At 43.7% G+C, this 13790-nt stretch carries 14 protein-coding genes; 6 read left to right on the forward strand and 8 right to left on the reverse strand.

Annotated features, from left to right (window positions below; genetic code table 11):
• Window positions 1-5: 5 nt before the first annotated feature.
• The gene (locus tag DN068_RS13480) at window positions 6-1304 is read left to right on the forward strand and encodes a TolC family protein (protein WP_110999453.1); all 1299 of its coding nucleotides are present in this window, start codon (window positions 6-8) and stop codon (window positions 1302-1304) included.
• A 573-nt stretch (window positions 1305-1877) separates the two neighbouring features.
• On the opposite strand, the gene DN068_RS13485 is transcribed toward DN068_RS13480, so the two are convergent.
• Window positions 1878-2813, reverse strand: coding sequence for a UDP-glucuronic acid decarboxylase family protein (locus DN068_RS13485; RefSeq protein ID WP_110999454.1), 936 nt, complete (start codon window positions 2811-2813; stop codon window positions 1878-1880).
• 217 nt (window positions 2814-3030) lie between these two features.
• Window positions 3031-4410: a UDP-glucose dehydrogenase family protein gene (locus DN068_RS13490; RefSeq protein ID WP_110999455.1), complete on the reverse strand. Its 1380-nt coding sequence runs from the start codon at window positions 4408-4410 to the stop codon at window positions 3031-3033.
• A gap of 242 nt (window positions 4411-4652) precedes the next feature.
• On the opposite strand from DN068_RS13490, the gene DN068_RS13495 reads away from it, so the two are divergent.
• Complete coding sequence (locus DN068_RS13495; RefSeq protein ID WP_110999456.1) at window positions 4653-5501, forward strand: hypothetical protein; 849 nt, start codon at window positions 4653-4655, stop codon at window positions 5499-5501.
• A gap of 80 nt (window positions 5502-5581) precedes the next feature.
• Here the strand turns inward: DN068_RS13495 and DN068_RS13500 are convergent, their stop codons facing one another.
• Window positions 5582-6604: a hypothetical protein gene (locus DN068_RS13500; protein ID WP_110999457.1), complete on the reverse strand. Its 1023-nt coding sequence runs from the start codon at window positions 6602-6604 to the stop codon at window positions 5582-5584.
• Between the two features lie 14 nt (window positions 6605-6618).
• Window positions 6619-7092, reverse strand: a complete 474-nt coding sequence (locus DN068_RS13505; protein WP_110999458.1) for a lysozyme — start codon at window positions 7090-7092, stop codon at window positions 6619-6621.
• Window positions 7093-7297: 205 nt separating this feature from the next.
• On the opposite strand from DN068_RS13505, the gene DN068_RS22150 reads away from it, so the two are divergent.
• Window positions 7298-7447: a hypothetical protein gene (locus DN068_RS22150; RefSeq protein WP_165836393.1), complete on the forward strand. Its 150-nt coding sequence runs from the start codon at window positions 7298-7300 to the stop codon at window positions 7445-7447.
• Window positions 7448-7452: 5 nt separating this feature from the next.
• Entirely contained in the window at window positions 7453-7977 is a 525-nt protein-coding gene (locus tag DN068_RS13510) for a DUF6169 family protein (RefSeq protein WP_110999459.1), read from the forward strand.
• Window positions 7978-8067: 90 nt separating this feature from the next.
• Here DN068_RS13510 and DN068_RS13515 read toward each other — a convergent pair whose 3' ends face one another.
• The 4 genes from DN068_RS13515 to DN068_RS13530 all read right to left on the reverse strand — a co-directional run bounded on the left by DN068_RS13515 (window position 8068) and on the right by DN068_RS13530 (window position 12511).
• Window positions 8068-9240, reverse strand: a complete 1173-nt coding sequence (locus tag DN068_RS13515) for an aspartate aminotransferase family protein (RefSeq protein ID WP_110999460.1) — start codon at window positions 9238-9240, stop codon at window positions 8068-8070.
• 172 nt (window positions 9241-9412) lie between these two features.
• Window positions 9413-10903 (reverse strand): CCA tRNA nucleotidyltransferase, encoded by a 1491-nt coding sequence (locus DN068_RS13520; RefSeq protein WP_110999461.1) that lies wholly within the window; start codon window positions 10901-10903, stop codon window positions 9413-9415.
• A gap of 49 nt (window positions 10904-10952) precedes the next feature.
• Complete coding sequence (locus DN068_RS13525) at window positions 10953-11519, reverse strand: L-threonylcarbamoyladenylate synthase (RefSeq protein ID WP_110999462.1); 567 nt, start codon at window positions 11517-11519, stop codon at window positions 10953-10955.
• A complete protein-coding gene (locus tag DN068_RS13530; RefSeq protein ID WP_110999463.1) occupies window positions 11498-12511 on the reverse strand; it encodes a glycosyltransferase family 9 protein in 1014 nt (337 codons plus the stop codon). Before DN068_RS13530 ends, DN068_RS13525 begins: the two co-directional genes overlap by 22 nt.
• A gap of 205 nt (window positions 12512-12716) precedes the next feature.
• On the opposite strand from DN068_RS13530, the gene DN068_RS13535 reads away from it, so the two are divergent.
• Together DN068_RS13535 and DN068_RS13540 are read left to right on the forward strand one after the other, a co-directional pair.
• Window positions 12717-13187 (forward strand): DUF1573 domain-containing protein, encoded by a 471-nt coding sequence (locus DN068_RS13535; RefSeq protein WP_110999464.1) that lies wholly within the window; start codon window positions 12717-12719, stop codon window positions 13185-13187.
• Between the two features lie 97 nt (window positions 13188-13284).
• Window positions 13285-13755 (forward strand): DUF1573 domain-containing protein, encoded by a 471-nt coding sequence (locus DN068_RS13540; RefSeq protein ID WP_110999465.1) that lies wholly within the window; start codon window positions 13285-13287, stop codon window positions 13753-13755.
• The last annotated feature ends 35 nt before the right edge of the window (window positions 13756-13790 follow it).

The following is a 13790-nucleotide window of genomic DNA, read 5'->3' on the forward strand; positions in this document are numbered from 1 at the left end:
AAAGAATGAGGAAAATATTTCTGATCATATTAGCGCTGATTTCCGGAATGGCTGTACGGGCGCAAGAGCGGCTTACGTTGCAGGATGCGATTGCACGTGCATTGGAGTACAACTTCGATATCCGGATGGTGACTGTTTCTAAACAACAGGCCACTGCTAACAATACGGCAGGTAATGCGGGTATGTTGCCGAATGTTTCCGGATCGGGTGCATTGAACGGCGGGAGTACCAATACCTATTCCGAACTTGCTGCCGGCGGCACGCAGGAACGTAAAGACGCACGTTCATCTTCTTACCAGGGCAGTCTTAATGTGAGCTGGACATTATTTGACGGGACAAAAATGTTTCTCGTTAAAAAACAATTGAATGAACAGGAGGATTACGCGGATCTGGCGTTGAAAGCACAGGTACAAACGACGATTGCACAAGTGATACAGGCCTATTCACAATTGGTTTATCAATATCAGCAACGGGTAGCTATTGATACAGCTTTGTCGCTGGCAATGGTGCGTATGAATTTATCGCAGGCGAAATTTGAAACTGGCGCTTCACCCAAAACGGATTGGTTGCAGGCGCGGGTAGATTACAATGCCCGTCAATCTGATTCCATGTATCAGGTGGCCAATATCAATGCTTCTTTTGGTACGCTCAATGTATTGATCGGTGTAGATGCGTATACTAACTGGATCGTAGATGATACGTTGATTTCTGATATGAGAATGGAGCCGAAAGATAAAGACTTGCTGAAAGATGTAAATTTTGGCCTGGCTGCAGCGCGGAAGTATGTAGACATCTCCAACCTCAATGCTAAAATTCAGAAGACTTATATGTTGCCTTCACTGGTTGCCAATGGCGGCTATAACTACAGCCGGAGTACCAGTCAGACAGGTTTTGCGCTCTTTACGCGTGCTTATGGTCCGAATGGATCGTTGAACCTGAATGTGCCAATCTTTCAGGGAGGTAATTTGCGTCGTCAATCGAAAGTAGCGTCTTTACAGGCTTTCAGAGATGAACTGAATTATGAGAAACAGGAAACAGATTTTGGACGCCAATACCGTACGGCCTGGAATACCTATGTGCTGGCTGTTGGCGCTTATAAACTAGAGTCTGAAAACATTAAATACGCAGAGGAGAATCTGTTTATTCAGAGAGAACGTTTTCGCGTAGGAATTGCCACCACACTGGAAGCCCGCCAGGCAGAGAATGATTATGTAACTGCATTGGTGAGATTATACACTACTGCTTACAATCTCAAACTCGCAGAAACCGGTGTAATGGCGCTGGAGAATGGGCTGGTGAAGTAGGTGAATGGGCAATGGTGAATGGTCAAACCTGAAACGTCAATACTCGTGTTGTTGTAAGACGATTTTTATTACTCATGTCATTGTGACGAACGAAGTAAGCTGCACAAAAACATAATACACGTAGCGTACGTCATGCCGACGATAGGAGACATCCCGCGGAATGTAGACTGTACAATCCCACGGGTCATCCTGATAAGAAGGGGGATCTGATTTCGCGCAGGGAAAAATTAATTGTTATACAGGCGCAAAAACTACACTGGCGCGAGAGTTAGCGTAGCGCTCTCGTGTCTGAAAATTTCGCCAGTCTCCTGACTGGCGCAGTGTGCTTAAGTCACTTAAAAATAGTAGCAATGTCGATGAACGGAGCGTCGCAACTATGTTTAAGCGGAGTGAGTGTTGTTTGCTGCAAAGGCCTGTTTGAGTCCTTCAATGATGCGAGTGCAAGAGGTCAGTCGGGAGACTGACATGTAAGCTCAGACACGAGAGCGCTACGCTAACTCTCGCCAGCGAATAAACACAAATCAGCTATCAGGCATAAAAAAAATCCCCGACGGTACCGTCGGGGATTTTTCACTAAATATGTTTCTTAAAGTATTCCAATGTGCGTTTCAGACCTTCTGCGCGATCTACTTTCGGCTCCCAGCCAAGAATAGATTTTGCTTTGGTAATATCTGGCTGACGTTGTTTCGGATCATCTTGCGGCAGTGGTTCGTAAACAATTTTCGATTCAGAACCACAAAGCGCTACCACTTCTTCTGCAAACTGCTTCAGCGTAATTTCTGCCGGATTACCGATGTTGACAGGTTGTGTATAATCTGACATCAGCAAACGATAAATACCGTCAACGAGGTCATCTACATAACAGAAAGAACGTGTTTGAGAACCGTCACCGTAAACTGTTACATCTTCACCACGCAGCGCCTGGCTCATGAATGTTGGCAGTGCACGACCGTCATCGAGTCGCATACGCGGACCGTAAGTGTTGAAGATACGGATGATGCGGGTCTGCACACCGTGGAAGTTGTGATAAGCCATCGTCATGCTTTCCATGAAACGTTTTGCTTCATCGTATACACCACGCGGACCAATCGGGTTTACATTACCCCAATATTCTTCCTGCTGCGGATGCACCAGCGGATCGCCATACACTTCAGAAGTAGAAGCTACGAGGACGCGCGCGCCTTTGGCTTTTGCAAGACCCAGGAGATTGTGCGTACCCAGTGAACTTACTTTGAGCGTCTGGATTGGCATTTTCAAATAATCGATCGGGCTTGCCGGAGAAGCGAAATGCAAAATGTAATCGATCTCACCCGGAACGTGTACAAATTTGGTTACATCATGATTGTAAAAAGTAAATTCTTTCAGCGGAAACAGGTGTTCAATATTTTTGATATTGCCTGTCAGGAGATTGTCCATCCCTATCACCTCGTAGCCTTCTGCCAGGAAGCGATCACAAAGATGAGAACCTAAAAAACCGGCGGCTCCGGTAATCAGTACACGTTTTGCCATTCGTTTATTTTATTTTTTTAATGTTTTATAAGCTTCCTCTAGCTCCTCCAAAGGAGGAGTACTCCCATTGCACGGTTCATTGTTATTTTGGTGACAAATGTAACAAGCTGTTTTGATAATTGACAATTATTCATGTTATCCAGAAATAATGTAGAGACGTAGCATGCTACGTCTCTACAAATATTGTTGTTACACTACTTTTTTGTTTTTGACTTTCTTAGTCGTTCGTTCCTCTGTCGCGGATCAGCGTTTCTTTAGGTTGTTCCAGTTCATTGTGGATTTGTGAATGAACTGTTTTACGACCCATACTTTCGTAGTAGAAACCGAGCTCTTCCATTTTTTCCAGGCTGTATACGTTTCTGCCATCGAAGATAGCAGGGTGTACCAGTGCGTCTGAAATACGGTCGAAATCAGGATTGCGGAATTCGCTCCATTCTGTAACGATCACCAGACCCGAAGCACCTTCCAGTGCGGCGTACATACTTTCTGCAAAGTGTACTTTTTCACCGTAGATACGACGAACGTTATCCATCGCTTCCGGATCAAATGCAGATACAGTAGCACCTGCTTTCAGCAATTCATCGATCAGTTCCAAAGCCGGAGCTTCACGGATATCATCCGTTTCTGGTTTGAATGCAAGACCCCACAAAGCAAAAGTTTTGCCGGAGAGATCGCTGCCGTAGTATTCACAGATTTTTTTACCCAGAATCGTTTTCTGACGGTCATTTACTTTCATTACCGTGCGAACAATCTGGAAATCGTAATCATATTCAGTAGCTGTTTGTGCGAGCGCCTTAACGTCTTTAGGGAAACAGCTGCCGCCATAACCCACGCCCGGAAACAGGAATCGCTTACCAATGCGGGAATCGCTGCCGATACCAACACGAACCATGTCTACGTTAGCACCTACTTTTTCACACAGGTTTGCCATTTCATTCATGAACGAAATACGCATTGCGAGATAGGCATTACCAGCGTATTTGGTCATTTCAGAGGAACGCTCGTCCATGTAGAAAATCGGGTTGCCCTGACGTACAAATGGCTGATACAGTTCATCCATCAGTTTGCGTGCTCTTTCGGAATTAGTACCGATCACCACGCGGTCTGGTTTCAGGAAGTCTTCTACCGCTACGCCTTCACGCAGAAACTCTGGGTTAGACACTACGTCAAACAAAGAACGGTCGAGGTTCAATGCCAGTACGTTAGCTACTTTTTCAGCGGTTCCTACGGGTACGGTGCTTTTATTTACAATCACCTTGTAGTCGGTGATTATTGTGCTGAGTTGGCTGGCAACATCCAATACGAACTGAAGATCAGCTGAACCATCTTTACCTGGAGGCGTTGGCAAGGCCAGGAAGATAATCTGACCGTGTTCTACACCTTCTGTAATGGAAGTGGTGAAGCGGATACGCTGTTCTTTAATATTGCGTTCCAGCAAAGTGTCGAGCCCTGGCTCGTAGATGGGTGATTTTCCGGCCCGGAGCTGTTTTACTTTTTCTTCGTTAATGTCTACACATACAACGTTATTGCCTGTTTCGGCAAAACATGTGCCAGTCACTAAACCTACATATCCGGTTCCTATAATGGTGATTTGCATAAAAAATATGTTCTAAAAAAACCGGCTCAAAAGTAGTTATTAATTTCTTTTTATTCCTTCCTGTCGCCTTCCGGCAAAAAGAATTTTCCGTGATCTTTTCTAAGCCGCGTCTATAGGCTTTTTCATGGTTTTTGGGGATGTCCGGCGTTTAATCATAATCAATAAAAAAATATTATAAATAAAATCGGATTAAAATTTAAACCTATGAATTAATCATGGGTCTTAGATTCAAATTTCAAATCATGAGAAGCTCCAGATTCTTATTCCTGAGTACGGTGCTCATTACGGCGGGACTATTTACGTTTACCGCCTGTCACAAGACCTCCTCCGACGACGACGTAAAGCAGATTGATCAGGAAGCAGGCGTTGCTTCTGATCAGTCCACTCTTGAGAAAAATTTCAGCGATGTACAATCAATCGCTGACGAAGCCGGAACCACCGGCAGCGCCGACCTGAGGGTTCTTGGCGGCGGCTCTGTTTTGGGTGGTTGCGCTACGGTTACCCGCGACACTGTTTCTGTTCCACACACTATTACGGTTAATTTCGGAACCGCGCCTTGCCTTTGCCAGGATGGCCGATACCGCAGCGGCGAGATTCTAGTTTCTTACACCGGCCATTATAAAGACAGCGGTTCGGTGCACTCCATTACATTCAGCAATTATTTTGTAGACAGTAACCAGGTAATCGGCACTAAAACAGTGACCAACATGGGCAAAAACAGTAGCGGTCAACCTTACTATGATATTCAAATAAACGGCGGGGTAGTATTAGCCAATAACAACGGTACTATCAGCTGGACAACCACGCGCACCCGTACCTGGGTGGCGGGCTATAACACACCGGCATGGAATGACGATGTTTACAATGTTACCGGCAGCGGATCTATTACCCGTGCCAACGGAAATGTGGTAACTGTTGATATCACTTCACCACTTGTTGTTGCGCTTGCCTGTCGCTGGATTGAACAGGGAACGGTACAGGTGACACTAGCCAACGGAAATACCCGTGTGCTGGATTACGGTAATGGAACCTGTGATGCGCTCGCAACCTACACCGTAAACGGACATACATACAACATTAGCTTGCACTGAGAAAATAAGCATCATCTATTGTTTTAGGGATTAATAAGATGTCCCCGCAGTCTTGCGGGGCTTTTTTTTGCGTGTAAATGCTAGTCCTTTTTCGCAGGCATCGAAATAAAATAAGTTGTGCTGTTCGGATTCTTTTTATTCTGCGAATTGTTGGTGTCGTTAATCAATAAGAAATGGCCGTCTACTATCGCAAAGCCTTCCCAGTTGACAGGCATAGAAGCATCGATATTGGTGAAATGCTCCCAATGATAAGTGCTGTCGTTAGTTTTCGTAAAAGAAATAATCTGTGCGAAGCTGCGTGTTTTTCCTTCTACCACAGCATTGACGTTTGGATTGTCTGAAGTGCAATGGCAATCCAGATATTTATCATCCTTCATCGTGCCTTCGTAGCAAACATTCACGCCGAAATAGCCGCCGGATTTGGTTGCTTGTATGTCTGTAATGCGAAAACACAGAGGCTTATCGAGGTAAACAGGTGTTGCAGGTTTGCTGAAATCCGGATCTACTTTGAATCCCACCGGTTTATTTGCTTCGCCTTCATATTCATAGATGGCGAGCAGTTTTTTTTCTTTGGGCAGATAGGTAAGGCTTTCATACCCAGCATTGCCAACAGGTCCGCCGTCGCATTTTTTCAAATGCGGCAGGCCAATTCGTTTTGAAAGTGTCAGGACATTTTTTGTAAGTTTTCCCTTAAACAGAAAACAGGAATCTTCCGTTTCTGAAGTTGTTTCCATTGAAAGATAAACTTCATCGTTGATGCAGGTAATTGCTTCAAATCCTTCCGATTTTTTTACATCTAATAAACGTTTTGGGTCAATGATTTTTATTGTTTTAAAATCGGTTGGTGTAAACGTCAGATGTTTTTCTTTTAATCGTTTCAGCGACAGCACTTGTATTTGTGAAACATTTGCGTCAGCTATTTTATCGGCATGCTGTGGTAAGAATAATAGTTCTGCATTATTGTGGATAGCAAGCCCGGAATATTCGAAGCTGCCTTTTTCCATCCCGCCGGAAAGTGTGATCTGCTGCGCTTTGGCGTGAAAAAAAGCAAGGCATAAAAATGCACTTGCTCCTATGATTTTGTTCGAAATTGGAAATGGCATCTTCGAAGTTAATGCTAAGGCGTGAAATAGAGATTGGCTTCCGCTTGCCGGCGTGTTACCAAACCTTGAACTTTCTGACCGTTGGCGTATACCCATTTCAGAAACTCGTCTTTAATGCTCGGATCTTTCGGATTGGCATTTACTTTAGCGCGCAGCGTACTTTGTTTGAGTGAACCGGCTCCCAGGTTGTAGGCGAATGAAATGAGTGCTCCAAACTGGTTTGGTGTCAGGTCATCGCGCAGCAAAAGATCGATTTGTTGTGATTTCTGCTTTACTTCATAAGTCAGAAAATCAGTTGCCTGTTGTTCGGTGATTGCCGGATCGCTCATCGCTACTGCTTTGCCGCCCATGTAAGTTGGCGGGTATTGTATGGTTCCGTAGCCGATGGTGAACACATTCGCCCGATCGGCGGCGCCGTGGTAAGGCTTTAATTCCAGTCCCTCAAACTTCTTGATGAGGTTGATGCAGTTTGTATTTACGGTGATCATGGTTTTGTGTTTATGAATGTAAATTTTGTAAATACAAATGATAATTTCAAATAGGATGGAGGAAAATTTTACGTTAAATAATTGGCCAGCAGAGCCAGTTTACAGTGGATGTTGTTTGTTTTGATTTTCCGATTGCCGGAAATCAAGTATTAAAAGCTGTATCTTTGGTTATTATTATTTAAGGAAATATAAGCCCGCTATCGTTATGTTGAAAAAAGTTGTCATATCAAAAAGCAATAAAAAAGCTTTAGAAATACTTGCTGATCTGGATCGCAAGAAGAAAGAGCTACGCGAAAAAATAGAAAAGAAAATGATCGAGCAAAATGCATCGATTAGTAAGCGCGCTTCAAAATAGAAATATTGGGAAAATATTCTTTTACCGTTGAAGATGATGTAGATGGGCTTTCTTATAATTTTAGAACTCCCGTTTGTAGTGTAGTTGTTTTTTTTAATCCGCATGCCTACGGTGAATATTTAGAGAAATACACGTTCCTTTCAAAAAATACTTGGGGACTCTCGATATTTAGCGTCCCTCATATTTGCGACAATCATTACAGTGCCGATGTTCGAATAAGAAATACTATTATTTCCATTATTGAAGATTTCTTCGAAGGTCAGGGTAGCGACTCCGTGTTGCTTTATCATTGTGATTCTGCTGATGGAAAACAAGGGAAAAGAAGTAAGAAATTTGAGCGATGGTATCAAAATTCCGGATTAACTGATACTATGGAAAAGCACGAAATAGAATTTACCGTTGAATCGGACAGTGATGAATCCCAACAAAATTATTTTGGATTTATCGGTGTAAAATCAAATCCACATTTCACTGAGGTTAAAAATGAATTTGACGAGTTCGCACGCAGTTTGGCATTTTTAGATAAGTAATGCGGCATGAATGCATAATTCTATAGTCATGTCGACAGAAGGAGACACCCACTATAACACAAGTTTAGTTGAAACAGGAGTACGCACCACTTACAAACAGCTCAGTAAAACTTCACATGCTTTTCTAATTTCATCTTCTGTAATCGTTAGTGGTGGTGCTATGCGAATACAATTCGAAGCAAATAAAAACCAGTCTGAGAATAAACCTTTCTTCATCGCTTTTTCGAGCGTCGCCAATACCTTATCCATATCTGCAACCTCAATCGCCATCAGCAAACCTTTACTGCGTACAGCTTTGATCGCGGGATGAACTAACAGTGTTCTGAATAATTTTTCTTTTGTGGCAACCGTATCGATTAATTTTTCCTCGAGCAAAGCCTGCATACCCGCCATTCCTGCGGCGCAGCTCACCGGATGTCCGCCGAATGTGGTAATATGTCCCAATATCGGGTTCTCTGTGAATGACCACATATTTTCAAACGAAGAAACAAACGCACCCATTGGCATGCCTGCGCCCAAAGCTTTGCCGAGCAACACAACATCTGGTACTACGCCATAATTTTCAAACCCCCAAAGTTTACCCGTACGCCCGAAACCACATTGTATTTCATCAAAGATCAACAGTGTGCCCATCTCAGTACATTTGGCACGCAGCTTTTGTAGCCATTCGATGTTTGGCTCTATCACGCCAGCTTCGGCCTGTACGGTTTCAATCAATACACAGCCGGTTTGAGTGTCTATAGCGTCTATTAATTCCTGCGAGTTGTAATGAAATCGATTCACACCAGGCATCAGCGGACGAAAAGCATTACGCCAGTATTCATCGCCCATAACGCTCAATGCGCCTAGTGTAGCGCCATGATAACTGTTGATACAACTGATGATATTCGGACGGCCGGTAACTCTTCTCGCTAGTTTCAAAGCGCCTTCTGTCGCTTCTGCACCTGAATTGGTGAAGTATACGCAATTCAGCGAAGCCGGCATATTTTCTGCAATCAGATTGGCGTATGCAACTTGTGGTGTCTGCACTAATTCGCCATACACCATGATGTGTAAATATTGGTCTGCCTGATCTTTAATCGCAGCAACCACTTTTGGGTGGCGATGCCCTACGTTACAAACGCTGATGCCGCCAATCAGATCAAGGTAGGCCTTGCCTTCATCATCGTACAGATAATTGCCTTCCGCCTTTACGATATGCAATCCAACCGGAGCTGGTGAAGTTTGCGCTACACGCTGCTGAAATAATTGACGAACGTTCATTTTATTCGGTATTTCTAATTAAAAAGTCAAAATTCAAAATTCAAAAGTCAAAAAACAAAAAGCGAGGGTCGAGTTGTGAAACGTCAAAAGGGAAACGTAAAGTTCATACCGCGTAATTTGGGCTGTAGAGATGTAGCAGGCTACGTCTCTACAATAATGTTGACAAACATGATCAATTGTCTGTTGTCAACTGCCCATCGTCCGTAGTATCCGGATTTTGACTTTTAACCTTTGACTTTTGACCTTCGGCCGGTTTCAGCCCCAGTTCTGCTGCCTTCTCCAACATAAATGTATAAGCGGCATCGTAGGAGTTAGCAATATGACCATCGAGGATGGCTTCACGTACAGCTGTTTTTATTACGCCCACTTCACGCGAAGGTGTCAGGTTGAAAATTTCCATAATCTCCGCGCCGTCGATAGGTGGTTGCCAGTTCCGGATCTTGTCCTTTTCTTCTACCTCTTTCAGTCGTTCTTTCACGATCTCGAAATTGGCGAGGAACCGTTTTACTTTCTGTTTGTTTTTCGAAGTAATGTCACTTTCACAAAGCACCATCAGATCATCAATATCGTCGCCGGCATCAAACAACAAGCGGCGCATTGCAGAGTCCGTAATATCCTCTTTTGAAAGACTGATGGGACGAAGATGGAGCAAAACCAGTTTTGCCACATACTTCATCTTTTCATTTTGCGGCAATCGCAACTGACGGAAAAGTTTAATCGTCATCCGTTCGCCGACAGAATCATGTCCGTGAAACGTCCAGCCGGTGCCTGGTTCAAAACGTTTGGTAGCGGGTTTGCCAATATCATGCAATAAAGCAGCCCAGCGCAGCCACAAATCATTACTACGTGCAGCAACATTATCCAGCACTTGTAAGGTGTGGTAAAAATTATCTTTATGTCCTTTACCTTCAATCATCTCGGTGCCTGCCAGATCCGCCAGTGCAGGGAAAAATTCCTGCAGCAATTCTGTGCGGAACAACAGATCGAAACCGATAGAAGGTATCGGTGCATTCATTATTTTGTTTAGTTCATCGGTAATTCTTTCCTGCGAAACAATTTTGAGTCGATGCTTATTTCTTTTGATCGCTTCGAAAGTCTCCGGAAAGAGATGAAAATCCAGCTGCGTCGCAAAGCGGATGCCACGCATCATACGAAGCGGATCGTCGGAGAAAGTAATATCCGGATCGAGCGGCGTACGTAGTATTTTATGTTCGAGATCGTGTAGCCCGTTAAATGGATCTACGAGTTTTCCAAAATCGTCTTTGTTCAGACTGATAGCCATTGCATTGATGGTAAAATCGCGGCGATTTTGATCATCCTGCAAAGTGCCAATCTCTACTTCAGGTTTGCGGGAATGTTCACGGTAAGATTCCTTGCGCGCGCCTACAAATTCCACTTCAAATCCATTGCTCAGTTTGATTTGAGCAGTACCGAAATTCTTAAAAAAATTGACCTTTAGTTTTGGCTGGAAAAGAGCCGCCACTTCATGGGCCAACGCAATACCGTCACCAACGCAAACGATGTCTGCATCTTTGGTGTTTCGGCCAATAATTTTATCACGTACAAATCCTCCGATCAGATAACAGGGCACATTGAGTTTTTGCGCAGCGCTTCCGATCTGCGTAAGTAATTTCTGCTCTTCTGGAGTACAAACAATATCCATCGTCTAATTAAAAAGTCAAAAGTAAAAAGTCAAAAAAATAGGTAACGAATCAGCGTAGTCTGGTAATGTTTCCTTCGTCATCAATTTTAATAATCTGCGAAGGCGCTTTCGGCGTTTCATCATCCTGCCGGTAGTTCACCACATAGCCTGCGTTTTGTTTAATCTCATCAGCTATCTGGCTGAAAAATGCTGCAGTTGGTTCACCGCTTAAATTTGCAGATGTAGAAACCAGTGGCTTTCTAAAACGTTTAATCAAAGCTTTGCAAAACGGATCATCTGTAACCCGTATCGCCACAGAACCATTTTCATGCACCAGATTTTCCGGAAAGCCGATGGCTCCTTCATAAATAACGGTTGTCGGTGTTTCGAAGTTTTCAACAATGTCAATGATATCAGGATGCGGTGCCGCGATATATTGAATTACATCACGGGCATCGGCCAGCAACACGATCAGACTTTTTTCTTTCGGGCGGTGTTTCAATGCAAACACACGCTCGATCGCGTCCTCGTTCAGCGCATCACAACCAATGCCCCAAACTGTATCAGTGGGGTAAAGGATTGTTTCACCGTTTTCCAGCGCACGGATACAGTTTTTTATATCGTTTTCGAAGTCCATCCTAATAATTGTTGATTAGTAATTTCCATCGCGCAGCGAAAATGTCCTTCCGGACAAGCTTTGCGTCCATGCAAACCGCACGGTCGACAATACAGCCGTTGTGAAATTTCCACAATACGGCCATTTTCACGTACCGGCCCAAAACCGAATGCCGGAACCGTAGAGCAATAAACAGCTGTCACGGGCGCATTCACAGCCGAGCAAAAATGAAGCGGCGCGGAATCGTTTACATAATTCATGACTGCACCTTGCTGTAACGCTGCAGATTGGAGAAAGCTCACTTTTCCGCAAAGGCTTTCCGCATTTTTATGTTTTGTTCCGGACAGAATAGAATCAGCAATTTGCTGATCGCCGCCAGGCCCGCCTAATAGGTACACTTTGTAGTTTTCCGGTATTTCGTCCAGCAGTTCAATCCATTTTTCTACCGGAAACTGTTTCGTAAACCAAACTGAAGACGGTGCGATGCAGATATAAGACTGTGTCTGCAGCGGTTTTACTTTTTCATAGTCGGTTGCTGATGGAAAAAGTGCTGGAAAGGCTGCTTTGCTATCTGTAAAATCAGCAATCAGTAATTGGTTACGGTCCGTTTCGTGGATTGGATTGGCTGAATAAGGTTCGGAAATAATATGTTTTACCTTTTTCGTATATGCAAACGACAGCGGATTTTTATCGAACCCGATTCTGTTTTTTGCGCCCGATAAAAGGGTAATCAGGCCAGATGCGGCATAACGATGCAGATTAATTATATAATCATATTTTTCCGCACGTACCTGCATGGCCATTCGCCAGAGATTGCGCTGCTTCTGCTGTTTTTTGTCCCAGATCAGCACGTTACGGAGATGTGGATTGCCCTGCAGCAGGTTTTCATTTCCTTTGCGCAACAGGAAATCGATGGCCGCGTCCGGGTAAAAAGCATGTAACTTTTCCACCACAGCAGTAGCCAATACCACGTCACCAATAAATGCGGTTTGTATGATCAGAAATTTGGGCATCGGGTGCAAAAATACTATTCCCGGGGTCTTAACACAGGTTTAACGTTAAAAACAATCGTTAAAGCCCAGCGTTTACTGTTAAAATTGCAGTCTTTTAATCAGAAATATGATGAATTAATTAAGTTCACTATTTAAATTTGTAAACTCGACGGAGGTATTTGAACTTTCGACCGCTTTTAAACTAAATACAATAAATAAGAATAAAATGAAAAGAGTTATCCTTTCTCTCGGCCTCGCAGTTATGACCACAGGTGCTGTTTTCGCACAGGACAAAAAAACTGTACAGACAACAACTACGGCAGCTGCAACTTCGACGCTCACTTCTGATAACATGAACTTCGTTGCAGACAATCATGATTTCGGTGATGTGCAGGAAGGTCCTACTGCCGATTATGAATTCACATTCAAAAACACCGGTAAAGAACCAATTATCATTCAGCGTGTACAGCCATCTTGCGGATGTACAACGCCTTCTTACTCTAAAGAGCCAATCGGTCCGGGTAAAACAGGCACAATCAAAGCTTCTTACAACACTTCAGGTCGTCCTGGTCAATTTACCAAAACATTGACTGTAGTGTCCAATGCCGGTACTAAAGTGCTGACTATCAAGGGGACTGTGGAAAAAGCACCGACAAGCTCTGTGCCTGAAAGCAGCTCAATGATCAAAACAAACTAAATCAATGCAGGAAACGGTAAATGACAGAAAAAATTGCATTTGTAATTGAATATCTGTTAAATTGCCGTTCCAAAGAATAAAAACAAAACACTCGTTTATGAAAAAATTGTTTGTAACCCTTTTTCTGGCTGTTGCTGCCTATGGCGTAAACGCTCAGGCTCCTGCTGCTGCTGCTCCGCCGCAAGCTGCTCCTGCCGCTAAAGACAACAAAAACGCTCCAAAATTCAAATTCCAGGAAGAAACGCACGACTTTGGTACCATCAAAGAAGGTCCGGTTGCTGAAACTACTTTCGAATTTAAAAACACCGGCAAAGAACCGCTGATCATTCAGAGCGCAAGCGCTTCTTGCGGTTGTACTACCCCAGAATGGCCTAAAGAACCAATTCTGCCTGGTAAAAAAGGTAAAATTGTTGTTCACTACAATACACAAGGTCGTGTAGGTCCTTTCACAAAAGATATCTACATCGTATCTAACGCAGTGTCTGAAAAAGAACGCTACGAACTGCATATCAAAGGTACTGTACAAGCGGCTGCAGCTGCACCAGCTCCTGCGACTCCAGCAAAATAATTACATTAGTATATAATGTTTTCAGGCCGGTCTCC

This window comes from Taibaiella soli (assembly GCF_003236175.1).
Lineage (GTDB): Bacteria > Bacteroidota > Bacteroidia > Chitinophagales > Chitinophagaceae > QKTW01.

Bases quoted from the DNA above. Each gene is read 5' to 3' on its own strand.
- DN068_RS13495 (WP_110999456.1), top strand. From the start codon at position 4,653: ATGAGAAGCTCCAGATTCTTATTCCTGAGTACGGTGCTCATTACGGCG.
- DN068_RS13525 (WP_110999462.1), bottom strand. From the start codon at position 11,519: ATGGACTTCGAAAACGATATAAAAAACTGTATCCGTGCGCTGGAAAAC.
- DN068_RS13505 (WP_110999458.1), bottom strand. From the start codon at position 7,092: ATGATCACCGTAAATACAAACTGCATCAACCTCATCAAGAAGTTTGAG.
- DN068_RS13485 (WP_110999454.1), bottom strand. From the start codon at position 2,813: ATGGCAAAACGTGTACTGATTACCGGAGCCGCCGGTTTTTTAGGTTCT.
- DN068_RS13480 (WP_110999453.1), top strand. From the start codon at position 6: ATGAGGAAAATATTTCTGATCATATTAGCGCTGATTTCCGGAATGGCT.
- DN068_RS13535 (WP_110999464.1), top strand. From the start codon at position 12,717: ATGAAAAGAGTTATCCTTTCTCTCGGCCTCGCAGTTATGACCACAGGT.
- DN068_RS13515 (WP_110999460.1), bottom strand. From the start codon at position 9,240: ATGAACGTTCGTCAATTATTTCAGCAGCGTGTAGCGCAAACTTCACCA.
- DN068_RS13500 (WP_110999457.1), bottom strand. From the start codon at position 6,604: ATGCCATTTCCAATTTCGAACAAAATCATAGGAGCAAGTGCATTTTTA.
- DN068_RS13520 (WP_110999461.1), bottom strand. From the start codon at position 10,903: ATGGATATTGTTTGTACTCCAGAAGAGCAGAAATTACTTACGCAGATC.
- DN068_RS13490 (WP_110999455.1), bottom strand. From the start codon at position 4,410: ATGCAAATCACCATTATAGGAACCGGATATGTAGGTTTAGTGACTGGC.
- DN068_RS22150 (WP_165836393.1), top strand. From the start codon at position 7,298: ATGTTGAAAAAAGTTGTCATATCAAAAAGCAATAAAAAAGCTTTAGAA.
- DN068_RS13540 (WP_110999465.1), top strand. From the start codon at position 13,285: ATGAAAAAATTGTTTGTAACCCTTTTTCTGGCTGTTGCTGCCTATGGC.
- DN068_RS13530 (WP_110999463.1), bottom strand. From the start codon at position 12,511: ATGCCCAAATTTCTGATCATACAAACCGCATTTATTGGTGACGTGGTA.